The sequence below is a fragment of the Microvirga arvi genome, from assembly GCF_016892765.1.
In the GTDB taxonomy this organism is placed as follows: Bacteria; Pseudomonadota; Alphaproteobacteria; order Rhizobiales; family Beijerinckiaceae; genus Microvirga; species Microvirga arvi.
The window spans coordinates 1-20,892 of record NZ_JAFEMD010000009.1 but is presented as its reverse complement, the minus strand read 5'-3'; the positions used below and the strand labels follow the sequence as shown (position 1 = coordinate 20,892).

Genomic DNA, 20,892 nt, shown 5'->3' with positions numbered 1-20,892 from the left:
GTCAGCGCGTCATCGTCAAATCCGCCTTCGAACCGCTCAGCGTTCCGGCGAGAGCCGCTTCGGCGCCCGACAATCGGGCAATGACTTGACCGCGGGAAAACAGCACGACCTGCTCGTCACGGAAGCTCCACCCGTTGACGGTCTTCAGGGCGGTGTCGGAGCAACCTTGAGCCGAAGCCTTGTAGAGATCGAGGGACGGAACGCTCGAGAGCTGGATGCGGCATGATGATGAACCGGTATTGGCTTTCCACGCGCCGGCATAGGACGAAGCGCGCTGGGGAGGCGTGAAGACGCCGGGGGCATTCGCCTGAGCTGTTGAGCTGGCCGCGTGTTGCGAAGAGGCCGGCTGCTCGGGAAGAGGCCGAGGCTCTGGGATCGAGCCGATTTCAGCTGCAGATCCGGCGACGGAAGGTTCCGGAGGCAGTTCCGGCTCCAGTTGGACCCCATAAGCTTTTCGAGAAGGGAGGGTTTCCATCTCCACGAGATAGGGGGGAACAGCGGCTGGGTGAACAGCAACGCCGTATCCGGAGACGACCGGAGGCCTTCCCCACGGAGCAGGATACTCAGGATAATTTCTTCGAATAGCGGAAGGTCCCCAGGGCCCCTGGCTATTCAGGCTCCCGGTCGAGTTGCAGGCGGACAACGCTGCTGCAATGACGAAGAGCCCGATACGCGGACAAGCTTTGCTAATCATCAGAAAAAACTGCCAGTCGTCAGTCATCAGTGCCGGGCGGCATCGGCCAGACAGTAGGGCGACTGGAAACGGGGAGGGACAGGCTGCAGGCGTGCAGAGGAGACGATCCGCGCAAAGGAGGAAAGATTGAACTCGGAACGCTGGAAGGCAGGATCCAGCAGAACCCTGCTGATCTTCACGCCGATATAATAATCACCGAAGATGAGCTGGAAGAAGACGGTGACGGCATCGTGCACGAACTCCATGTCGAGAACGACGCACGAATGATCGTCGCGCCCCGTCCTGACATGGGCGACATGGCCATAGGATAAAGTCTCGCCCTTGAAGAACAGCTCGGCGGATGACGCCAGCATCTCATCCATGTTGCCGTGCAGCTGATTGTCGGCATAGAACCGGATGATCTCCGCATCCGTGAGGCAGAAGTCGGCGATGACATCCTTGATATTGCAAGCCAGCACTTCCTCAAAGGCTTGAATATCCAGGTGCTCCCTCGATGAAGCCACCATGTCAACGGTGCGAAGGCTTCTCATTTCGACCTCGTGAGAATGTAGAACAGGATCTGCGCAACAGCTTTGTAGAAGTCAGGAGGAATCATTCGATCCACCTCAACATGATTGTACATGGATCTTGCCAGAGGCTTGTCCTCGATCACGGGGATGCCGTTCTTCTCGGCGATTTCGCGAATCTTGAGGGCGATGAGGTCCTGGCCTTTGGCAACGACGACAGGTGCGCTTGCCTCGTTGCGCTCATAACGCAGGGCGATGGCAAAATGGGTGGGATTCGCGATGACGAAGGTCGCCTTCGGAACGGCGGCGAGCATCCGCTTGCGGCTGCGGTCCTGGGCCAGTGAGCGCATGCGCGCCTTGACCATCGGATCGCCTTCCATCTGCTTGTATTCTTCCTTGACCTCCTGATGGGTCATCTTCAGGTCGCTGCGCCACTTGAAGCGGGCCCAGAGCAGATCGGCGGCCACGAGAACGATCGTCGCGATCGCGATGGCGGAGACGAGGCGCATGGCCATGGTCAACATCAGCTCCGGAAGTAGAGACGGATCACTGAACATGGCATTCAAGACCTTATATTGCTCCGATCTAAGGAGCAGGATGCTGACCAGTGTCATCGTTCCGAACTTGAACAATGACTTTAAGAATTCTACGAGGCCCTGACGGCCGAAAATGCGCTTCCAGCCGCTGGCGGGCGAAATCCTGTTCCATTGCGGCCTGATCCTTTCGGACACCACGGATGGGACATTCTGAAGAATCGAAGCAGCCAGGCTGCAGGCAGCGAGAATGACGATGACGGGCACCAGGCATTGTCCGACTTCGAGAGCGACAGCCTGGATCAGAGCTGCCGCATCCGATCCGGTTTCGAGGCGGAAATCCTCCGGCCGGTTGATGAAGAGCGACAGCTTTTCCGTCAGCGTCCTGGTATTGCTGCGCACGGCAAAGGCCAAGCCGATAAGGATGCCCAGGATGGAGGCAAACATGGGGGCTTCCCTGGAGAAGGGGATATTCCCTTTCTCCACGGCATCGCGGACCTTCTTCTCGGAAGGAGCTTCTGTCTTGCTGTCCTTGTCATCCGTATCAGACATCGCCTGAAGCCTGACGTTTAGAAGTAGGCTTCATCCTCAGTCTCTGAATTAATCACGATCTCTCCGCGACCGGCCATCTCCAAGGCAAGATCGGTGATGGTCCGGCGGGCTTCCGCGATGTCGCGATGGGACGAGGGCTCCTTGCTGTTCAGTTCGTGCTCGATCATGCGGCGGACGCGAGACGAGAGGGCCGACAGAACGACCTTGCGGAACTCGTCGTTCGTGCCCTTGAGGGCGAGAACGACCCGATCCGGGGGAACCTGATCGAAGAGAGTGGTGCGATCCTTGGGCGTGAGCTTGACGATGTCGTCGAAGGTGAAGAGCAGGCCCCTGAGGATCTCCGCCGATTTCGGGCGGACCGAGGAGAGGTTGGTGAGAACATCCTCCATGTGATCGCGTTCCATCTTGTTGATGATGTCGGCGATCTTCGCATGGGTGTCTGCGCCGGCGTTCTTCGAGAAGTTCGCCATGAAATCCTCATGGAGCGTCTTCTCGATGTTCTTCATGGTCTCATCCACGATCGGCTTCATGCTGAGCATGCGGCGCATGAGGTTGTTCCGCAGCGGCTGAGGCAGCTGGGTCATCACCTTAGCGGCGCAGGATGGCTTAACCTTCGAGAGGATCAGCGCCGCCGTCTGCGGGTGCTCCTTCATGAGGTACGAGGCGATGGCACTCTCCGACACAGTCGAGATTCGCTCCCAGATGTTCCTGTTGGCGTTTCCGACGACCTCGCTCATGATGTTGGCGATCTGCTCGGGGCTCAGGATGCCCGTCAGCAGCTTCTCGATGTGAGCAGCGCCTCCGACCAGGTCTGCCCCGTCCGTGAAATTGGACGCAAACTCCTCCACCAGCTGCTCGATCTGCGTGGGAGAAACAGCTCCCAGCTGCGCAGCGGACTTGGTGACGAGGCGGATCTCATCCTCGCTGAAGTGCCTGAGGACCTTGCTGGCAGCAGGCTTCCCCATTGCAAACAGCAATGTTGCGACACGATCCGGTCCTTTCAGGACCTTGGTGCCATTCGCCTTAATAGGAACGGGTGAGACCATGCTGGACAACCACTTTAGCCGTTAAGATCGTTGGTGGGAGGCCCGACGATCTCGGTGAGCGAGATGCCAAAGCGGGAATTGTCGTCTTCGACCACCACGACTTCGCCGCGCGCAATGATCCTGCCGTTGACGACTACGTCGACGGGCTCGCCCACGCGGTGATCGAGAGGAACGATGGCGCCTCTGCCGAGCTTCATCAGGTTCGCCACAGGCATCGTGGCAGAGCCGAGAACAACCTGAATGGTCACCGGGATGCGCAGGATCGAGTCCAGGTTCCTGCCGCCACCGAACTTGTCGTCCTGCGCGGAGAAGGCGCTCTCCTGCTGCCAGACAGCCTTGTCCTGGGATTTACTTTCGAAGGGGTTTGTCATGGGATTGAGCCTTAGGACTTAAGCGAGTTTGAATGGGATTGCGTGTGCTGGTGCGCCTCTCGCGTGAGCGCTTCGAGCTGCCTGGCGACCGCCTTGGCTTCCTCAATGCGCGAGCCGAGCAAGCTGAGGGTCTCCTTGCCTTCGGAGCCGAAGCTCATGACGGCCGTCTGAGCCCCTTTCAGGGCCTCTCCAGTCCTGTCGAAGATCTGCTGATACTCGGCATGATACCTGTCGAGCTTCTTGAGCTTCACGTACATGACCGCGACCATGACGCTGGTCGTCACGAGAGCAAGAAAGAGGATGACGTTAGCGAGGGAGGACATCGTCGAGGAATTCTTTCTCTTGGTCGATGAGTTCGTCCACCTTCAGGACGTAATTGCCTTCCGACTGGCCGATATTGCACCAGAAGAGGCCTTGCTGATTGCCTTCGAGCTTCACGCGGCTGCGCGGTGTCGCCTGCAGCTCGATAACGTCGCCCACCTTCAGGTCGGCGATCTCGCCGAGGGAGAGGAAACGCTCCTCGAGAACCGCCTTGAGCGTCACCTCGGTCTTCTTCACCTCGGTCGCGATCTGCTTCATCCAGCGCGGATCCCGGCCGGACGACTCGCCGCTGACGACGCGGGAGAGCACCTTGCGCATGGGGTTCAGGACCGATTGCGGAATGATGACGAACATCTCGCCGCCGCGATTGAGAGCCTGAAGCAGGAACTTCGCGGCAACGGCCTGATTGTTGCGGCGGCCGATCACCGCGAAGTCCATGCGGGTCTCGATGCGCTCGAGCTTGAATTTCGTATCGGCCACCAGTGCGAAAGAGGCCTGCAGGGCCTTGGCGACCTGCTCGAAGAGCGTCTGCGCCATTCGCAACTCGATGCTGGAGAAGCCGCGCACTTCTTCGACCGGCGGTTCGGATCCATCGGATCCGAAGAGGATTTCCACCATCGTATAGATGAAGTCGCGATCAAATCCGATCAGGATGTGGCTGTCCCATTCCGGAGCATGAAAGATGCCCGCAACGGCGTTTGCCTCGTACATCTCCAGGATTTCCGTGACCCGTCCGCTCTCGAGGCCGCTGAGCGAGTAGTACATGGGCGAGGCCGCCATGTGACGCAGATGCTCGGCGCAGCTGGTGGACATGCGGTCGAAGATGACATGCAGCATCGGAAGCCGGTCGAGCGTCAGGCCCGCGGAGTCCAGCAGCATGTCGCGAATATCGTTGGCGCTGTGTGTCCCGCTCATGGGTTAAGCCGCCTCTTTCAGCTCTTCGGATCGGCCGCCCGTCGTCGTGGCCGCTTCAACCTCGTCGATGGTCGGACGGTACTCGACAGAGATGCCCTTGCGCCCATGCTCGACGGCGATCTGCGGCAGAGCGCCGTTCATGTAGGCGATGAGAGCCTGCTTTACGATGACGTAGACGCGGGTCTGCTTCTCGCGGGTCGCCTTGACCTTGTTGGCCAGGGGAGACAGGAACGCGTAGGAGATGAAGATGCCGCCGAAGGTGCCGACAAGGGCCGAGGCGATCAGACCGCCGAGAATCGTGGGAGACTGGTCGATGGCGCCAAGCGCCTTCACGATTCCGAGCACGGCGGCCACGATGCCGAGTGCGGGCAGGGCTTCGGAGACCGTGTTGATGGAATAGTACGGCTTCGTGCGGTCGCGCTTGAGCGTGGCGATCTCCTCCGCCATGAGCGCTTCGATCTCATGGGGGCGGGCGTTGCCGATGATGATGAGGCGGGCATAGTCGCAGATGAAGAGGGTCAGATCCTTGTCCTTCAGGACGCTCGGAAAAGCCTTGAAGATCTCCGATTCCTCGGGCTGATCGATATGACCTTCGACCTCGTTGCGCGGCCTGTTCTTCAGCTCCCGCATGAGGGCGTAGAGAAGGCCGAGAATCGAAAGATAGTGTTCCCGCTTGGGAACGGCTCCCGAGATCGCCTCGCGGGCAGCCCGCCCGGTATCCTTCACCAGGGCCATAGGATTGGCGATGATGAAGGTGCCGATCGCGATGCCACAGATGATCACATATTCCCAAGGCTGCCAGATGACGGCCAGATGCCCTCCCATGGCGACATAGCCGCTCACGAGCGAGCCGATGGCAACTGCCAGTCCGATTAAGACGCCCAATGCCGTAGTCCTCTTTCGAAGTCCATCCTGTTGAGAATGTCCTAATCGCGGAGGCTTGCGCGAAGCTGGAAACGCGGGAGCAAGCCCCATGCAAGGCTGCTGGACTACGGATCCTGCCATGATCATCGGTCTTGCAGCTGCCGCATGCGGAAGGCTGGCGCGCTTCCGATGGCATTGGTCTCTTAAGGGAGACTCAGGCTGGAGGATTTCAGATGCAATCTTCACTCTATGTGGCGTTGTCGGCCCAAGTGGCCATGGAGAAGCGCCTCAATACGATTGCGAACAATGTTGCGAACATCAACACGGGCGGCTTTCGCGCCGATGAGGTGAAGTTCGAGGAGATCCTGTCCCTGGCAGCGAAGGAGAACGTCTCCTTTGCATCGTCCGGCCAGAACTTCGTGTCCCGCCGCACGGGACCCGTCATCAAGACGGACAACCCGCTCGATGTCGCCATCCAGGGTGAGGCCTGGTTCGCCTTCAATGGTCCCAATGGCTCGGTCTATACCCGGGACGGCCGCTTCAAGATGAACGAGAATGGTGATCTGCTGACGGTGGATGGATATCAGGTCCTCGATGCCGGAGGCACGCCCATTGCCCTCGATCCGATGGCAGGAACGCCGACGATCGGCCGCGACGGCACGATCACCCAGGGCAGCAACCAGGTCGGAGCCATCGGACTCTTCAACCTGAGAGCCGATGCCAAGCTAACGCGCTTCGGAAACTCGGGCGTGATTCCGAACGTCGCCGGTGAAGTCGTGCAGGATTTCAACTCGACCGGCATCCAGCAAGGCTACAGTGAAGGCTCGAACGTCAATCCGGTCCTCGAAATGACCAAGATGATCGCCGTTCAGAGAAACTTCGAGAGTGCGGCAACGACGATCCAGGAAAGCGAGTCAACGCTCATGGATGCCATCAGGACCCTGGGTCCTAGCACCTGATGACTGCGATGAACGCGCTGCAATCGCTTGAAGAACTCGTCCTCACCGAAGGTGGAACACGGCGAAAGGTTAAGATCAGCGGCGTCATCCGTGAGGTCACGCCCAGCTATTACCGTGTCACGGGTTTGTCCCAGTTCGTCAGGCTTGGAGACCGAGTCGGCTTCTCGGCTCAGGGGAAGACCGAGATCGGAGAGGTCGTGCGCATCGACGATGGCGGCGTCACGGTCAAACCATTCAACGGAAGGATCGAGGCCGGCCTCGGCACGCCAGCCTTTCTCGCAGGCGATATCGGCTTGAGCCCCGATTACAGCTGGCGCGGGAGAGTGATCAACGCTCTCGGCGAGCCCCTGGACGGAATGGGCCCACTCATTCCCGGCGCGATGGCAGTCCGCAACGATGCCGAGCCTCCCTCTGCCATGACCCGTTCCAGGGTCAAGGAGCCGTTGAGAACCGGTGTGAAGGCGATCGATCTGTTCACACCCATCTGCAAGGGGCAGCGCATCGGCATCTTTGCCGGCTCGGGCGTCGGCAAGTCCACCCTCCTGACCATGCTGGCGAAATGCGAGGGCTTCGACACTATTGTGGTCGCTCTTGTCGGAGAGCGCGGGCGCGAAGTCCGGGAATTTCTGGAGGGGCCGATCCAGGCTAATCTCCACAAGTCCATCATGGTCGTCTCGACCGGCGATGAGAGCCCGATGATGCGCCGTCAGGCGCCGAGGACGGCTGTGGCCTTGGCTGAATATTTCCGCGATTGCGGGGAATCGGTGCTGCTCATCGTCGATTCTGTCACCCGTTATGCCCACGCGGCCCGCGACGTGGCGCTTGCCGCCGGCGAGCCTGCCGTGGCGCGCGGCTATACCCCCAGCGTGTTCAGCGAGTTGCCCCGCCTTCTGGAGCGGGCCGGGCCCGGAGAGGAAGGCAAGGGAGCGATCACGGGCATCTTCTCGGTGCTCATCGATGGCGATGATCACAACGATCCGGTCGCCGACAACATTCGCGGAACACTGGACGGGCATATCGTTCTCGACCGCTCCATTGCCGACCAGGGCCGCTATCCGGCCATCAATGTTCTAGGCTCCATCTCGCGTCTGGCCGATCACGTGTGGTCTCCCGATCAGAAGGAGCTCGTGCGGCGCCTGCGCAGCCTCATTGCGCGCTTCGAGGATACCCGCGATCTCAGGCTGATGGGCGGCTATCATCCTGGCAACGATCAGGAACTCGATCAGGCCGTCGTGATCGTCCCGAAGATCTATGAAGCCTTGCGGCAGGATCCATCCATGCCGGCCAGCCGCGACGCCTTCATGGATCTGGCCCAGATCCTGAGGCAGTAGTTTGTCCTTCTCATCCCTATCAACGGCACGTTCCAACACAGCTTCGCACAAGCGTCGTGGTGTTTAGTTCGAGCTGAAATCGCAGGAGCTATACATGAGTCTTTATGGCGTTCTTCGTAGCGGCGTCTCTGGCATGAACGCCCAGTCCAACAAGCTTGGGACTGTCGCCGAAAACATCCAGAATTCGAGCACCACTGGATACAAGCGCGCCTCGACGGAGTTCTCGTCGCTCATCCTGCCCTCGAGCGAAGGCAACTACAATTCGGGATCCGTCACCAGCCAGGTTCGCTACACGATCGGCGATCAGGGACCCATTGCCTATACGACGTCCGGAACGGACCTCGCCATCTCCGGCAACGGCTTCTTCGTGGTCTCGGATCCGAGCGGCTCGCCCTACCTGACCCGCGCCGGCAACTTCGTAGTGGACGGCCGCAGCGGCAATCTCGTCAATGCCGCCGGCTTCACGCTCATGGGCTACAATCTGGCGTCCGGCTCGGCCAACCCGGCTCTCAATAGCCTCGATGGCGTCGAGCCCGTCAACATGAAATCCTTCGGCATGCAGGCCTCCGGGTCGACCGAGGGAACGTTCGCGGGCAATCTGCCCTACAGCGATGCGCCGGCGGTTGCGCCTGCCTACAATCAGAAATCGTCGCTTCAGGTCTATGACAAGGTCGGCAACCCGATCAAGATCGACATCACGCTGGTCAAAGTGGATGCAGACACGTGGACCATGACGGTCGCCAACGGCACCGATCCTCTCGATCCCCTGACCGGAACATTGACGAAGACCCTCGAATTCGACGCCGACGGTCAGCTGGATATGGCGCTGATGGGCACCTCCGTGCTGAACTTCAACATTCCCGGCGGCGAACCCTTCGCCCTCGACATGAAGGGCATGACTCAGCTTGCCGGCGAGTACAACGTGAAGGGTGCTTCCAACGGCAACGCGCCTTCCGCCGTCAAGGACGTCGAGTTCGCATCCGATGGCACCGTTTATGCCGTCTACGAGGATGGCTCGCGAGTCGGCGCCTATCGCATTCCGTTGGCCACTGTTCCAAGCCCCGACAATCTGTATCCGCGCGCCGGCAACGTCTACGAGACGACCGCTGCCTCGGGCGGGTATCAGGTCGGATTCCCGGAGATGTCCGGCTTCGGCTCCATCGCCTCGGGTGCTCTCGAGGGATCGAACGTCGATATCGGAACCGAGCTGACGGCGATGATCGAGGCCCAGACCAGCTACACCGCCAATTCCAAGGTCTTCCAGACAGGGTCGGAACTGCTCGACGTTCTGATGAACCTGAAGCGGTAACTCTGCACTCTTGCCCCAGGGCCACTGATCCATGTCATTGTCTGTTGCCTATAACACGGCACGCTCATCGCTCCAGGCGTCGCAATCGCAGATGGCGATCGTGTCCCGGAATACGTCGGGTGCGTCCGATCCAAGCTATTCCCGCAAGATCGGCGCTCTCACGACCACCGGCGGTTTCGCGCGCATCACGGTGCTCAGGGCGAGCGACCAGGCGCTTCTGACGAAGATGCTTGAGACGACCTCCGACGTCGCTACGCAGAAGGCCATGCTCGACGGCCTGCAGAAGCTGAGCCAGACCATCGGCGACACGGAGCTCGATCAATCGCCGGCAGCCCGGGTGGGGGCGTTGGATCATGCGCTCCAGCAATATGCCAATGCGCCGGACAACCCCGTGCTTGCACGTGCCTTCGTCAAGGCGGCGTCCGATCTGACCGCTACCCTGAACCAGGCGACCGCAACAATTCAGGCGATTCGACTGGAGACGGACGAGGCCATGGCCGGCTCGGTCGGCCGCATCAACGATCTTCTGCAGAAGTTCGAGAAGGCCAATCAGCAGGTGATGAGCGGTTCCGCCCTCGGCGCCGACGTCTCCGACGCCATGGACACCAGGGACAACCTGATTGCGCAGCTCTCGGAAGAAATCGGGATCACGGTCGTGCCGCGCGCCGACAACGATATCGCCCTTTACACCGACAGCGGCGTGCCGCTCTTCGATCGCAGCCCGCGCCTGGTGAAGTTCAGCCCCACGGCTGCCTTCGACGCCGGCGTCTCCGGAGCCCATGTCTTCATCGATGGGGTTCAGGTGACGGGACCGGGAGCGCCCATGCCGCTCAATTCCGGCAACCTTGCTGGATTAGCGCGGGTCCGGGACGAGGTGGCCGTCACTTATCAGAAGCAGCTCGATGAGCTCGCGCGCGGGCTGATCCAGGCTTTCAGGGAAACCGACCAGAGCGGCGGCGGGCAGCCCGACATGCCCGGTGTCTTCACCTACGCGGGGGCGACAGGGATTCCGACCATGCCCGCTTCCGCCGGGCTGGCCGGCCTCATCCAAGTGAATGACGCGGTCGATCCGACCAAGGGCGGGAAATTCGAGGTCATTCGAGACGGCGGCGCAACCAGCGCGGATTACGTCTATAACCCTGACGGAAACGCAAGTGCGGCCTTCTCGGAGCGGCTCTTCGCCCTGTCCGAGGCGATGGTCGCGCAGCGCCCCTTCGATCCCTCCCTCGGATTTGGGACCGGTGCCTCCTTGCAGGCCTTCGCGTCTCTCTCCGGAAGCTGGGTCGAGGCCTCGCGCCAGAGTGCAAGCCAGAGCGTCGATTACCAGACGACGCTTCTGGCCCATGCCTCCGAGGCGTTGTCCAACGCCACCGACGTCAACATGGACGATGAGACCGCCCTCATGCTGCAGCTGGAGAAGTCGTACGCCGCGTCGGCGAAGCTGCTGTCCGTGATCGACCAGATGCTCAAAACCCTCCTCAGCGTCGTAGGCTAAGCCATGAGAACGACTTTCGTTTCTACCGTGTCGCTGTGGAACTCGTCCAAGTCGACCCTGGACAAGCTCCAGGCCAATTTGGTGAAGGCCAACAAGGAGCTGACGACGGGCCGTGACGCCGATGTCGGCCTGAAACTGGGCTACAAGACCGGAACGACGCTGTCCCTGCGCCAAGATCGGGCCGAACTCGATGTTCTAACCGACAGCAACGCGTCAACGACGCTGCGCCTCAAGTCCATGACGAAGGTGCTCGATCAGTTTCGAAGCAACGCCGACAAGCTGATGGATGCCCTCATCTCGACGCCTCTGACATCGGCAACGATGGGGGTGCTGAAGTATCAGGCCCAGGCCGGCCTGAGCAGCCTGACGACGGCGCTCAACAGCGACGTGAACGGCCAGTTCGTCTTCGGAGGCGTGAACTCGCAGGAGAAGCCGTTCAACGATTACTTGGGCGGCGCAGCGCCCTCAGCCGCGAAAGCGGCTTTGGATGCGGCATTCGCGGCCGCTCCGCCGGCAGGCTTCGGTTTTCCCCAAAGCGCCGCCGGCGTTTCCACGATCACCCCGGCCGATATGGACACCTTCCTGAACGGCTCGTTCGCGAACCTCTTCACGGGAGCCAACTGGCAGAATTGGTCCAATGCGTCGAGCGAGAACATCCAGAGCCGGATCTCGCCGCTGGAGCGGGTGGAAGTGACAGCCAACGCCAACGATGAGGCAATTCAGAAGCTGACGATGGCCTATACCATGGTCTTCGACCTCGGCATCGACCGTCTCAGCGAGGAGACGCGGGAGGTTCTCGTCAACAAGGTCATCGGGACTCTCTCAAAAGCCGTATCCGGGATGACAGAGATCAGCGCCAGGCTCGGCACTGTTCAGGAAAAGCTCGAGCAGGCGAACGAGCGCATGAGCCTCCAGAAGATCATCTTCGAAGAAAAGATCGCCCATCTGGAAGCCGTCGATCCGGCCGAGGCGAAGATCAGGGTCGATCAGATCATGACGCAGATTCAGACATCGTATTCACTCACGGCGCAACTCAAGGGCCTGAGTCTGATCAACTACCTATAAGGGTGGGATTCCAGTAATGTATCGTTTCTCTTACGCCGAAGTTATCGAGGACTCCTCCAGGGACTGCCGCTACCGCGAGTACGATCTTTTCGACCGTGCGATCAAGATGATGAAGGCTGCGGACGGCAAGCCGTCGCAGTCTCAGGAGATGCTCGAGGCCATCGTCTTCGTCCAGCGGCTGTGGACCTTCCTCATCAAGGATCTCGGCCATCCGGACAACGGCCTTCCCGACAAACTGAAGGGACAGCTCATCTCCATCGGGCTCTGGGTCATGCGCGAGTCGGACCGGGTCGTCAGGGGTGAGCACAACAATCTCGAAGCTCTGATCGATATCAATGCCATGATCCAGGAGGGCCTGAAATGAAAGCCAAGATGCGGTTCTCCCTCAAGGCTGGCGAGCGGATTTTCATCAACGGGGCTGTTCTGACGGTCAGCCAGAAGGTGACTCTGAGCCTTCTGAACGAGGCGCGCTTCCTCCTTGAAAGCCACGTGCTTCAGGTCACAGAGGCGACGACCCCGATGCGCCAGCTCTACTTCGTCGCCCAATCCATCCTGATCAACCCCCAGGATGCGGGCAAGGTCATGGGTGCTTTCCGTAAGCTCTACGACTCGCTCATGCTGGTCACGAATGACGAGCCGACGAAGGATACCCTTCGCAGGGCCGGTGAGCTGGTGGAGGCGGATCGGATCTTCGACGCCCTGAAGGTCATCAGAACGATGTTCGAGCCTGACGTACGTTCCGTCGCGCCGGCCACCGCCGCCGCGGTCCAGGCCGCCTGACCGGGAGTTTTATGATGAATGTGACCTCCGTTTCATCCTCGGTCCAGGGCAGATCGTCCGCCGCGGGCGAGTCGACCGCCACGGCAACCTACAACAACTTCCTGAAGCTTCTGATGGCTCAGATGAAGAATCAGGATCCGACCGAGCCCATGAAGTCCACCGAGTACATGGCACAGCTCGCAACCTTCTCCCAGGTCGAGCAGACGGTTCAAAGCAATGCCAAGCTCGATGCATTGCTCGCCTCCTCCGCCCTGTCCCAGGCCGACAGCGTGATCGGCCGGACCGTGACGACGGCAGACGGCAAGATCTCGGGCAAGGTGGATTCGGTCACGATCACCAATGAGGGAGCCGTGGCCAAGCTGGCAAGCGGTGCCCAGATCCTGCTCGGCCCGGGCATCGTGGTGAGCTGACATGAACGAAGTTGATGCCCTGGAACTGGTTCGCGCCGCGATCTGGACGGTGATCATCGGAGCGGGCCCAGCCGTTGCCGCGGCCATGGTGATCGGCATTGTCATCGCCCTGATTCAGGCCCTGACCCAGATCCAGGAGGTCACCCTCACGTTCATTCCGAAGATCATCGCGATCCTGGTCGTGACCCTGGTGACGGGATCGTTCGTCGGCTCTCAGATCTTCGCCTTCACCGAACTCGTCTACGGCAGGATCGTGACGGGGTTCTGAGCGGCCCGGCGCTCCGCGCCGGGCTTGGGGAAGAGTTCCTCCCGCTCTCGGAGGGGTTTGCGACCTCCGCGCAAGCTTCATGGTGCATCTGTCAGGTTCAACGTTCAATCGGTGAGCTGGCAGGCATATGGAAGCAGTTCAATCTACAGCGCTGAGCCGTGGCAGGGATCTGGCATTTGCCGGCGCCGTGGTCGGCATCCTTGCCATTCTCTTTTTGCCGATCCCACCCATGGCGATCGACCTGGGGCTTGCCTTTTCGGTTGCTCTCTCTGTTCTGATCCTCATGGTGGCCCTGTGGATTCAGAAGCCCCTTGAGTTCTCTGCCTTTCCCACAGTTCTCCTCATCGCGACGCTGTTGCGGCTTGCGCTGAGCATCGCATCAACCCGGCTGATCCTCTCGGACGGTCACAAGGGCGTCGATGCGGCCGGTCACGTGATCAGCGGCTTCTCGCAATTCGTGATGAGCGGCGACTTCGTCATCGGCATCGTCGTCTTCATCATCCTCATCACCGTCAACTTCCTGGTCATCACCAAAGGCGCCACGCGAATCGCGGAGGTCGGCGCCCGCTTCACGCTTGATGCGATTCCCGGCAAGCAGATGGCCATCGATGCGGACCTTTCCGCAGGATTGATCGACGAGAAGGAGGCTCAGAGACGGCGGCGGGAGCTCGAGGAGGAAAGCGCCTTCTTCGGCTCCATGGACGGCGCCTCCAAGTTCGTCCGCGGCGAGGCCATCGCGAGCCTGATCACGATCGCGGTCAACATCTTCGGCGGAATCATCATCGGCGTCACCCGGCACGGCATGCCTCTGTCTAAGGCGGCCGACGTGTTCACGCAGCTCTCGGTGGGCGACGGCCTCGTCAGCCAGATCCCGGCTCTCGTCGTCTCCCTGGCGGCCGGTCTTCTCGTCTCGAAAGGCGGCACGCGCGGTCAGGCGCAGCAGGCGGTTCTCGATCAGTTGGGAGCCTATCCACGCGCCCTGATGGTGGCCGCGGCCCTCATGTTCGTGTTCGCCATCGTGCCGGGTCTTCCCATGATCCCCTTCCTGCTGCTCGGCGGCTGCATGGGCTTCATCGCCTATTCGATCCCGAAGCAGCGAGCCAACCAGGAAGCCCAGGTTCAGGCCAAGCTGGCGGAAGAGCAGCAGAAGAACCTGCTGGAGTCGCGGGAGTCGGTGAAAGAATCCCTCAAGCTCGCGGAGATCGAGCTGTGCCTGGGCAAGCACCTCGCCTCTTACTTGGCGGGCTCCCACGGCGACCTCGCGCATCGCGTGAGCAAGATGCGCAAGAAGTTCGCGCAGGATTACGGCTTCGTTCTCCCCGATGTGAAGCTGTCCGATAGCCTGATGATCCCGCCGAAGAGCTACCAGATCAAGATTCATGGGACCGTGGTGGCGACGCAGGAGGTCCGGCCCGGCGATCTTCTCGTCGTGCTCGGAGACGGTCCTGTGCCTGACGTTCCCGGCGACGAGGTGCGCGAGCCGGCCTTCGGCATGAAGGCGCTCTGGGTCTCCGACGTCTATGTGAGCGAAATCAAGCGGCAGGGCTTTACCGCCGTCGACGGGGCTTCGGTTCTGCTCACACACCTGAGCGAGGTGATCCGGAACAACCTGCCGCAGCTTCTCTCCTACAAGGACGTCCGCAATCTCCTGGATGGCCTCGAGCCCGAGTACAAGCGGCTGCTCGACGATATCTGCCCGTCGCAGATCTCCTATTCGGGTTTGCAGGCCGTCCTGAAGCTTCTTCTGGCCGAGCGGGTATCCGTGCGCAATCTCAGCCTCATTCTCGAAGCGATCGCCGAGATCGCGCCTCATGCCCGCCGGGCCGAGCAGCTGGTGGAGCATGTGCGGGTGCGCATCGCCCAGCAGATCTGCGGCGATCTTGCAGAGGGAGGCGCCCTCAACGTGCTGCGCCTGGGCAACAAGTGGGACATCGCCTTCCATCAGAGCCTGAAGCGGGATGCCAAGGGCGATGTCGTCGAGTTCGACATCGACCCGCGCCTCGTCGAACAGTTTGGCGCGGAGGCCTCCGACGCGATCAAGGCCAGGATGGGGCAGGTTCAGAGCTTCGCCATCGTGACCGCGCCGGACGCGCGCCCTTACGTGCGCATGATCATCGAGCGCATGTTCTCCTCGCTGCCCGTCCTGTCTCATCTGGAAATCGCCCGCGGCGTGGAGGTCAATTCGCTCGGAACGATCTCGTGACGCAGGCCACCTCCGAGATCCTGCTGGGGATCTTCCTGATCTTCTGCCGGGTGGGGGGCTGCCTGTTGATCGCCCCCGGCTTCTCGAGCAACCGGATCCCGATGCAGGTGCGCCTCTTCATCGCCCTGACGACGAGCCTGGCACTGGCTCCCGTTCTGCTAGGCAAGGTTAGCGGTGGGGTCACGACCCAGGTGCCTGCGACGATGCTCGTCTCGATCGGGTCCGAGCTATTGACCGGATTGCTCATCGGGTTGCTGGGGCGCGTCTACTTTCTCGCGCTGCAGACTATGCTGAGTGCCGTTGCCATGGCGCTGGGCCTCGGCGGCATGCCGGGGACGCCGATCGATGAATCGGAGCCTCTTCCGCCCATCTCGTCCTTCATTATGATGGCGGCAACCGCCATCCTCTTCTTCTCCGACCTGCATTGGGAGCTCTATCGCGGGCTTGTCGCTTCTTATGACCGGCTGCCGATGGGGGTGGGGTTCGGGATGCGGCTGTCCCTGACGCAGCTGGTGGATCAGGTTGGCGCCGCCTTCGTTCTGGCTCTCAGGATCAGCAGCCCGTTCATCGTCTACTCGGTGATCGTCAACCTTGCGGTGGGCCTGACCAACAAGCTGGCACCCCAGATCCCGGTCTACTTTCTGGCAACGCCCTTCGTCATGCTCGGCGGATTGCTGGTGATGTACTTCGCCGCACATGATTACGTGCTTCTCTTCATGGAGGCGTTCTCCACCTGGCTTCGGAACGGATAGGCTTTCATGAAACAACGGATCCGCAAGATCGATCGCATCCTGAAGGTCCAGGAGCATCTCAAGAGAGAGGCCGAGCTGCGGCTCTCTCTTCTCGAGCGGGAATCAGCGGACCTGAAGACCGCGCAGGAGATGATCATTCAGTCGATGAACGATCACGAGACGCTGCACGGTTTGTTCGTGGATGTGGCGGCCAAGCGTCTTCAGATTCTGTCGACACAGGCGAGTCATGTCGAGAAAGCCAAGGTCAAGCAGAGGAGCGTCACTCTCGACAAGGCGATGCAGGCCAAGCGTGCCGAGAAGATGCTGCTGGACCTCAAGGATCAGAACCGGCGGGAGATGGAAAAGAAGGATCTCGCTTCGATCATCGAGACGCTTGCGAAGGGCAGCCGCGCAAGCTTCCCGTAAGCTAGCTGAAGTAGGAAGGTTAGAACAGAGATAACGAGAGTGATCAGATGGCGATCAGCCCGCCCTCAGATATTATCAGCGACGTCGCGAGAGCGGTCGATCCGGCCCGCCTTCAGGCCGCATCCCGGAAGCTGACCGAAGGAGCTTCGCCCGTGGAAGGCGCGAGCTTCGACGATGCGGTGAAGGCCGCCTCGGAAAAGTCCCTGATGATGTCCGGCACCGACATCTATTCCCTTCGCAACTCGCTTCGCAACGATGCGGAATCGACGGGCTCCGCCAAGGCGCGGCAGGCCCATCAGGAGTTCGAAGCCTACATTCTGCAGACCTTCGTCGAGTCGATGCTCCCCAAGGACGCCGAGAATACCTACGGCAAGGGCAACGCCGGCTCGATCTGGAAGTCCATGCTGGCTGAGCAGATCGGCGCGCAGCTTTCGAAGGCGGGCGGCATCGGCATCGCCGAGAAGCTGTTCAATGCCCGCAAGCCCGGCTCATCCACTGATGCTCCTCAGGTGCCGGGCCGGCCGGTGAACGTCCTGCTCGGCAAGGTGTGATGCCGGCGCCGAGAGATCAATCGAACAGAGGAAGATGCGCATGTTGATGAAATCGCTGGATCGTCTTGAGGAGACGCTCGATATGGAGACGTCGGCGCTGATGGCGCGGGACCTCTCCAACCTGGAGGAGTTCAACCGCCGCAAGAGCCAGTGCCTTCTCGAGATCAGCCGGATCGTGCGCACAGCCGAGATCAGCGCCCTCGATCCTCACGGGACCAAGCGCCTCCAGAACCTTCAGGGCAAGATCGAGCGCAATCAGGACATCCTGCGCCGCCACATGCACGCGGTGCAGGAGGTTGCGAGCATCATCTCGAATGCGATCCAGAAAGCCGAGTCCGACAGCACCTATTCGGCCCATATCGCCAAGACGGGTTACGGCGCATGATCAAGAACGTCATGGCGGGCTTCTGGGTCTGCGCGGTCACGCTGGCATCGTGCTATGCGGCGATCACGTGGACCGTGGGAAAAGCGCCGGTCGAGGATAAGGGAAACTACGAAGGATTGCAGTACAAGAAGCTTCCCGCGATGAACATCCCGGTCATTGCTGAAGGAGCCGTCCAGGGATACGTGATCGCGAACCTGGTCTTCACGGCCGATGCCAAGACCTTGCGGGAGATCACGGTCCCTCCTGAAGCTTTCATTCAGGACGAGATCTTCCGGCATGTCTATGCGGATGAAACGCTCGATTTCAGGAAGCTCTCCCGATACAACGTCAACGGGATGATCAGCAACGTTCGCGAGAAGATCAACAAGCGACTGGGAGCCGAGATCGTCAAGGAAATCCTGGTCGAGAATTTCAACTTCGTCGATAAGTCCGCTATCCGCTCTTAAGCTCCAATCTTTATGTCTCAAGCCGGATAGCTGAGAGACAGGAATTTGTTTTATGAATTATTGCTTGATCGTCGACGACTCGCGGGTCATCAGAAAGATCTCCCGTGACATCGTGGAAAGCCTTGCCTTCCGTGTCGCGGAGGCCGAGAACGGCGAACTGGGTCTCCAGTCCTGCCAGAGGGAGATGCCTGATGTGATCCTCCTCGACTGGAACATGCCGGTCATGGATGGATACAGCTTCCTCAAGAACTTGCGCGCCATGCCTGACGGGCAGTCTCCGAAGGTCGTCTTCTGCACCACGGAAAACGACGTGGAGTACATCACGCGTGCCCTGGATGCCGGAGCGAACGAGTACATCATGAAGCCGTTCGACAGGGATATCGTCGCCGCCAAGTTCCAGGAACTGGGCATTCTCTCAGCTTCCCATCCGGCGTGACGCCATGTCGTTTGCTTCTGTCACCCAAGCCGGACCTGCGCAGAGCCGGTCGGCACGCGTCATGATTGTCGACGACAGCGCCGTCATCCGCGGGATGATCGCGCGCTGGCTCACCGAAGCTGGAGGCTTCGATATCGTCGCGACCGCTGCCAACGGACGGACGGCGGTCGATGCCGCCGAGCGCTCCAAGCCGGAACTCATCCTACTCGACCTCGAGATGCCGGAGGTCGACGGTCTCGCCGCTCTGCCGATGATCCTGAAGGCTCATCCGGCCAGCAAGATCATCGTCATCTCGACGCTCACTCAACGAAATGCCGAAATCTCTCTGAAGTGCCTCTCCCTGGGGGCCGTGGATTATCTGGCGAAGCCGGAAAGTGCCCGTGCGGCCGGCGCTGCCGCCGATTTCCGTCGTGACCTCATTGAGAAGCTGCGCGCGCTCGGCGAGGCGAGAGTCCGGCCACTGAGGTCGCCCGCGCCGGTCCTGTCCGTCCTGCAGGCGCCGTCTGTCCCGGGTGCTTCAAGGCCAGCGGCGATGAAGCCGCAATGCCTTCTGATCGGGTCCTCCACCGGAGGTCCTCGCGCCGTGGAGAGGGTCCTGCTCGATCTGAAGCCGGCTCTCTCAAGGATACCCGTGCTGATCGTGCAGCATATGCCTGCGATGTTCACGGCCGTCTTTGCCGAGCATCTGCAATCCTTTCTCTCCGTTCCTGCGCGGGAGGCTAAGGACGGTGACGCCATCCTTCCCGGAACGATCCTTGTCGCGCCCGGCGGGCGTCATATGGGCGTGACCACCTCCGGCGGAAAAGCCTTCATCCGGCTGAACGACGGGCCGGCCGAGAATTTCTGCCGTCCCGCCGTCGATGTGCTGTTCCGGGAGGCTGCTGCCGTCTTCGGTGCTTCGGCTCTCGCGACGGTGCTCACCGGAATGGGATCTGACGGAACCCACGGAGCGCGTCACCTTACGAAGGCCGGCGCCACCATCATCGCTCAGGACGAAGCCACGAGCATCGTCTGGGGAATGCCGGGAAGTGTCGTGAAGGCCGGTCTGGCCCACGAGGTTCTACCCCTTGAAGCCATCGGCCGATCTCTGAGAGGCCTCATCACCGGATCGTCCAAATGACCGAGGCGGAATTCGAAGCCCTGCGCACCTTTCTCAAGGCCCGGTCGGGTCTGGCGCTTTCGCCGGACAAACGGTATCTCGTCGAAAGCCGTCTCTCCTCGGTCTGCACGCGGTTCAAGATCGAGAGCCTGTCCCATCTCGTGCGCGAGATCAGGGCGGGGCGCTCGATCGCGCTGGAGAAGGCCACGATCGAGGCGATGACGACGAACGAAACCTTCTTCTTCCGCGACAAGGCGCCGTTCGATCTGTTCCAGGATGTCCTTCTCCCGAAATATCTGAAGGAGCGGGCATCGAACCGGCGGCTCCGGATCTGGTGTGCGGCGGCATCGACCGGCCAGGAGCCATATTCGCTCGCCATGCTGCTCAAGGAAGCGGCCCCCCGCATGCCGGGATGGCACATCGACATCGTTGCCTCCGACATCTCGACCGATGTTCTCGAGAAGGCGAAGGTGGGTTTCTACAACCAGTTCGAGGTCCAGCGCGGATTGCCGATCCGCTTCCTCGTCAAGTACTTCAAGCAGATCGGGGACCAGTGGCAGATCGCGCCCGAGATCCGCTCAATGGTCGATTTTCGCTACTTGAACCTGATCGAGGATTTCAGCCGCCTGGGTCAGTTCGACATCGTCTATTGCCGGAACGTGTTGATCTATTTCGATCCCAACCTCAAAGCCGATGTGCTGCGCCGGATCGCGAACACGATGGCGGCCGATGGCTCTCTCGTCTTGGGCGCCTCCGAGACCGTTCTGGGTGTCACGGATGCCTTGACGCTCAACTCCGCCTATCGGGGATTGTACACGAAGACGCTGCCCGATCGGCCTGCCAAGCAGTTTGCCGTCGGCGGACGATAGTCTTCGTTAGTATTCATTTTCCGAAAATGATACGGATGCTTGTGATCTTCGCATTTCCGCACAGATTTAAATGATTAACAAAAGGTAAAAATCTTTCTTCCTGAATATTTCCCGTTTTTCGTGCTTGACGCAAGGTATGGGAGCAGGTAGAAAGAATGCAATACAGCTTGAGGCGGAAGTGATAGCCGCCCTTGCTGCAAGAACAGCACTTTGGGTTGCCTTTTCAGGCACGGCATGATGCCCTGGCCCAAGTTCCGGCGCAAGCCCGGATGCATGTGAGCAGCGGATCGAGAGCTCTCTCGAGGTATGACACCCCTCCGCTGGGTC

Annotated in this window: 27 protein-coding genes; 18 read left to right on the top strand and 9 right to left on the bottom strand. The window is 60.5% G+C overall.

What is annotated here, in order from left to right; genetic code table 11:
* Position 1: 1 nt before the first annotated feature.
* The 8 genes from ILT44_RS07515 to motA form a co-directional block, all read right to left on the bottom strand.
* Positions 2 to 475 carry an AprI/Inh family metalloprotease inhibitor gene (locus ILT44_RS07515; RefSeq protein ID WP_204238958.1) on the bottom strand — a complete coding sequence of 158 codons (474 nt, stop codon included), beginning with the start codon at positions 473 to 475 and terminating at the stop codon, positions 2 to 4.
* A 245-nt stretch (positions 476 to 720) separates the two neighbouring features.
* Entirely contained in the window at positions 721 to 1,224 is a 504-nt protein-coding gene (locus ILT44_RS07510; protein WP_204238957.1) for a BspJ family T4SS effector nucleomodulin, read from the bottom strand.
* Positions 1,221 to 2,285: a flagellar biosynthesis protein FlhB gene (gene flhB, locus ILT44_RS07505; RefSeq protein ID WP_204238956.1), complete on the bottom strand. Its 1,065-nt coding sequence runs from the start codon at positions 2,283 to 2,285 to the stop codon at positions 1,221 to 1,223. Before flhB ends, ILT44_RS07510 begins: the two co-directional genes overlap by 4 nt.
* A gap of 17 nt (positions 2,286 to 2,302) precedes the next feature.
* Positions 2,303 to 3,331 carry a flagellar motor switch protein FliG gene (locus ILT44_RS07500; RefSeq protein ID WP_204238955.1) on the bottom strand — a complete coding sequence of 343 codons (1,029 nt, stop codon included), beginning with the start codon at positions 3,329 to 3,331 and terminating at the stop codon, positions 2,303 to 2,305.
* A 14-nt stretch (positions 3,332 to 3,345) separates the two neighbouring features.
* On the bottom strand, positions 3,346 to 3,702 hold the full coding sequence (fliN, locus tag ILT44_RS07495; RefSeq protein WP_204238954.1) for a flagellar motor switch protein FliN: 357 nt from the start codon (positions 3,700 to 3,702) through the stop codon (positions 3,346 to 3,348).
* 11 nt (positions 3,703 to 3,713) lie between these two features.
* Positions 3,714 to 4,025 carry a hypothetical protein gene (locus ILT44_RS07490; protein ID WP_204238953.1) on the bottom strand — a complete coding sequence of 104 codons (312 nt, stop codon included), beginning with the start codon at positions 4,023 to 4,025 and terminating at the stop codon, positions 3,714 to 3,716.
* On the bottom strand, positions 4,009 to 4,938 hold the full coding sequence (locus ILT44_RS07485) for a flagellar motor switch protein FliM (protein ID WP_204238952.1): 930 nt from the start codon (positions 4,936 to 4,938) through the stop codon (positions 4,009 to 4,011). Before ILT44_RS07485 ends, ILT44_RS07490 begins: the two co-directional genes overlap by 17 nt.
* Positions 4,939 to 4,941: 3 nt before the next feature.
* Positions 4,942 to 5,823 (bottom strand): flagellar motor stator protein MotA, encoded by an 882-nt coding sequence (gene motA / locus ILT44_RS07480; protein WP_204238951.1) that lies wholly within the window; start codon positions 5,821 to 5,823, stop codon positions 4,942 to 4,944.
* A 212-nt stretch (positions 5,824 to 6,035) separates the two neighbouring features.
* Here motA and flgF point away from each other — a divergent pair, with 212 nt between their 5' ends.
* From flgF to ILT44_RS07390, 18 genes are all read left to right on the top strand, one after another.
* A complete protein-coding gene (flgF, locus tag ILT44_RS07475; protein WP_204238950.1) occupies positions 6,036 to 6,761 on the top strand; it encodes a flagellar basal-body rod protein FlgF in 726 nt (241 codons plus the stop codon).
* 8 nt (positions 6,762 to 6,769) lie between these two features.
* Positions 6,770 to 8,092: a flagellar protein export ATPase FliI gene (gene fliI / locus ILT44_RS07470; RefSeq protein WP_204238949.1), complete on the top strand. Its 1,323-nt coding sequence runs from the start codon at positions 6,770 to 6,772 to the stop codon at positions 8,090 to 8,092.
* Between the two features lie 94 nt (positions 8,093 to 8,186).
* Positions 8,187 to 9,401 carry a flagellar hook protein FlgE gene (locus ILT44_RS07465; RefSeq protein WP_204238948.1) on the top strand — a complete coding sequence of 405 codons (1,215 nt, stop codon included), beginning with the start codon at positions 8,187 to 8,189 and terminating at the stop codon, positions 9,399 to 9,401.
* A gap of 31 nt (positions 9,402 to 9,432) precedes the next feature.
* A complete protein-coding gene (flgK, locus tag ILT44_RS07460) occupies positions 9,433 to 10,896 on the top strand; it encodes a flagellar hook-associated protein FlgK (protein ID WP_204238947.1) in 1,464 nt (487 codons plus the stop codon).
* A 3-nt stretch (positions 10,897 to 10,899) separates the two neighbouring features.
* Entirely contained in the window at positions 10,900 to 11,961 is a 1,062-nt protein-coding gene (locus ILT44_RS07455) for a flagellar hook-associated family protein (protein ID WP_204238946.1), read from the top strand.
* Between the two features lie 16 nt (positions 11,962 to 11,977).
* Positions 11,978 to 12,325, top strand: coding sequence for a flagellar biosynthesis regulator FlaF (gene flaF / locus ILT44_RS07450; RefSeq protein ID WP_204238945.1), 348 nt, complete (start codon positions 11,978 to 11,980; stop codon positions 12,323 to 12,325).
* On the top strand, positions 12,322 to 12,741 hold the full coding sequence (gene flbT, locus ILT44_RS07445; RefSeq protein WP_204238944.1) for a flagellar biosynthesis repressor FlbT: 420 nt from the start codon (positions 12,322 to 12,324) through the stop codon (positions 12,739 to 12,741). Before flaF ends, flbT begins: the two co-directional genes overlap by 4 nt.
* 14 nt (positions 12,742 to 12,755) lie before the next feature.
* Positions 12,756 to 13,151 carry a flagellar hook assembly protein FlgD gene (gene flgD / locus ILT44_RS07440; RefSeq protein ID WP_204238943.1) on the top strand — a complete coding sequence of 132 codons (396 nt, stop codon included), beginning with the start codon at positions 12,756 to 12,758 and terminating at the stop codon, positions 13,149 to 13,151.
* A gap of 1 nt (position 13,152) precedes the next feature.
* The gene (locus ILT44_RS07435; protein WP_204238942.1) at positions 13,153 to 13,419 is read left to right on the top strand and encodes a flagellar biosynthetic protein FliQ; all 267 of its coding nucleotides are present in this window, start codon (positions 13,153 to 13,155) and stop codon (positions 13,417 to 13,419) included.
* Between the two features lie 127 nt (positions 13,420 to 13,546).
* Positions 13,547 to 15,622 carry a flagellar biosynthesis protein FlhA gene (flhA, locus tag ILT44_RS07430; RefSeq protein ID WP_204238941.1) on the top strand — a complete coding sequence of 692 codons (2,076 nt, stop codon included), beginning with the start codon at positions 13,547 to 13,549 and terminating at the stop codon, positions 15,620 to 15,622.
* Positions 15,619 to 16,374 carry a flagellar biosynthesis protein FliR gene (fliR, locus tag ILT44_RS07425; RefSeq protein WP_204238940.1) on the top strand — a complete coding sequence of 252 codons (756 nt, stop codon included), beginning with the start codon at positions 15,619 to 15,621 and terminating at the stop codon, positions 16,372 to 16,374. The genes flhA and fliR overlap by 4 nt, the downstream gene beginning before the upstream one ends.
* A gap of 6 nt (positions 16,375 to 16,380) precedes the next feature.
* Positions 16,381 to 16,779 (top strand): hypothetical protein, encoded by a 399-nt coding sequence (locus ILT44_RS07420; protein ID WP_204238939.1) that lies wholly within the window; start codon positions 16,381 to 16,383, stop codon positions 16,777 to 16,779.
* A 47-nt stretch (positions 16,780 to 16,826) separates the two neighbouring features.
* Positions 16,827 to 17,330: a rod-binding protein gene (locus ILT44_RS07415; RefSeq protein WP_204238938.1), complete on the top strand. Its 504-nt coding sequence runs from the start codon at positions 16,827 to 16,829 to the stop codon at positions 17,328 to 17,330.
* Positions 17,331 to 17,370: 40 nt separating this feature from the next.
* Positions 17,371 to 17,715, top strand: coding sequence for a magnesium transporter CorA family protein (locus ILT44_RS07410; protein ID WP_204238937.1), 345 nt, complete (start codon positions 17,371 to 17,373; stop codon positions 17,713 to 17,715).
* Positions 17,712 to 18,161 (top strand): hypothetical protein, encoded by a 450-nt coding sequence (locus ILT44_RS07405; protein ID WP_204238936.1) that lies wholly within the window; start codon positions 17,712 to 17,714, stop codon positions 18,159 to 18,161. The genes ILT44_RS07410 and ILT44_RS07405 overlap by 4 nt, the downstream gene beginning before the upstream one ends.
* Before the next feature lie 52 nt (positions 18,162 to 18,213).
* Positions 18,214 to 18,597 carry a response regulator gene (locus ILT44_RS07400; protein WP_204238935.1) on the top strand — a complete coding sequence of 128 codons (384 nt, stop codon included), beginning with the start codon at positions 18,214 to 18,216 and terminating at the stop codon, positions 18,595 to 18,597.
* A 4-nt stretch (positions 18,598 to 18,601) separates the two neighbouring features.
* Positions 18,602 to 19,717, top strand: a complete 1,116-nt coding sequence (locus ILT44_RS07395) for a protein-glutamate methylesterase/protein-glutamine glutaminase (protein WP_204238934.1) — start codon at positions 18,602 to 18,604, stop codon at positions 19,715 to 19,717.
* Positions 19,714 to 20,565: a CheR family methyltransferase gene (locus ILT44_RS07390; RefSeq protein ID WP_204238933.1), complete on the top strand. Its 852-nt coding sequence runs from the start codon at positions 19,714 to 19,716 to the stop codon at positions 20,563 to 20,565. Before ILT44_RS07395 ends, ILT44_RS07390 begins: the two co-directional genes overlap by 4 nt.
* Before the next feature lie 66 nt (positions 20,566 to 20,631).
* Here ILT44_RS07390 and ILT44_RS07385 read toward each other — a convergent pair.
* On the bottom strand, positions 20,632 to 20,892 hold a 261-nt coding region (locus tag ILT44_RS07385), incomplete at its 5' end, for a hypothetical protein (protein ID WP_204238932.1).

Coding starts and splice junctions, on each gene's coding strand:
- ILT44_RS07515 (WP_204238958.1), bottom strand. CDS start 475: ATGGAAACCCTCCCTTCTCGAAAAGCTTATGGGGTCCAACTGGAGCCG.
- ILT44_RS07510 (WP_204238957.1), bottom strand. CDS start 1,224: ATGAGAAGCCTTCGCACCGTTGACATGGTGGCTTCATCGAGGGAGCAC.
- flhB (WP_204238956.1), bottom strand. CDS start 2,285: ATGTCTGATACGGATGACAAGGACAGCAAGACAGAAGCTCCTTCCGAG.
- ILT44_RS07500 (WP_204238955.1), bottom strand. CDS start 3,331: ATGGTCTCACCCGTTCCTATTAAGGCGAATGGCACCAAGGTCCTGAAA.
- fliN (WP_204238954.1), bottom strand. CDS start 3,702: ATGACAAACCCCTTCGAAAGTAAATCCCAGGACAAGGCTGTCTGGCAG.
- ILT44_RS07490 (WP_204238953.1), bottom strand. CDS start 4,025: ATGTCCTCCCTCGCTAACGTCATCCTCTTTCTTGCTCTCGTGACGACC.
- ILT44_RS07485 (WP_204238952.1), bottom strand. CDS start 4,938: ATGAGCGGGACACACAGCGCCAACGATATTCGCGACATGCTGCTGGAC.
- flgF (WP_204238950.1), top strand. CDS start 6,036: ATGCAATCTTCACTCTATGTGGCGTTGTCGGCCCAAGTGGCCATGGAG.
- fliI (WP_204238949.1), top strand. CDS start 6,770: ATGAACGCGCTGCAATCGCTTGAAGAACTCGTCCTCACCGAAGGTGGA.
- ILT44_RS07465 (WP_204238948.1), top strand. CDS start 8,187: ATGAGTCTTTATGGCGTTCTTCGTAGCGGCGTCTCTGGCATGAACGCC.
- flgK (WP_204238947.1), top strand. CDS start 9,433: ATGTCATTGTCTGTTGCCTATAACACGGCACGCTCATCGCTCCAGGCG.
- ILT44_RS07455 (WP_204238946.1), top strand. CDS start 10,900: ATGAGAACGACTTTCGTTTCTACCGTGTCGCTGTGGAACTCGTCCAAG.
- flaF (WP_204238945.1), top strand. CDS start 11,978: ATGTATCGTTTCTCTTACGCCGAAGTTATCGAGGACTCCTCCAGGGAC.
- flbT (WP_204238944.1), top strand. CDS start 12,322: ATGAAAGCCAAGATGCGGTTCTCCCTCAAGGCTGGCGAGCGGATTTTC.
- flgD (WP_204238943.1), top strand. CDS start 12,756: ATGAATGTGACCTCCGTTTCATCCTCGGTCCAGGGCAGATCGTCCGCC.
- ILT44_RS07435 (WP_204238942.1), top strand. CDS start 13,153: ATGAACGAAGTTGATGCCCTGGAACTGGTTCGCGCCGCGATCTGGACG.
- flhA (WP_204238941.1), top strand. CDS start 13,547: ATGGAAGCAGTTCAATCTACAGCGCTGAGCCGTGGCAGGGATCTGGCA.
- ILT44_RS07420 (WP_204238939.1), top strand. CDS start 16,381: ATGAAACAACGGATCCGCAAGATCGATCGCATCCTGAAGGTCCAGGAG.
- ILT44_RS07415 (WP_204238938.1), top strand. CDS start 16,827: ATGGCGATCAGCCCGCCCTCAGATATTATCAGCGACGTCGCGAGAGCG.
- ILT44_RS07410 (WP_204238937.1), top strand. CDS start 17,371: ATGTTGATGAAATCGCTGGATCGTCTTGAGGAGACGCTCGATATGGAG.
- ILT44_RS07405 (WP_204238936.1), top strand. CDS start 17,712: ATGATCAAGAACGTCATGGCGGGCTTCTGGGTCTGCGCGGTCACGCTG.
- ILT44_RS07400 (WP_204238935.1), top strand. CDS start 18,214: ATGAATTATTGCTTGATCGTCGACGACTCGCGGGTCATCAGAAAGATC.
- ILT44_RS07395 (WP_204238934.1), top strand. CDS start 18,602: ATGTCGTTTGCTTCTGTCACCCAAGCCGGACCTGCGCAGAGCCGGTCG.
- ILT44_RS07390 (WP_204238933.1), top strand. CDS start 19,714: ATGACCGAGGCGGAATTCGAAGCCCTGCGCACCTTTCTCAAGGCCCGG.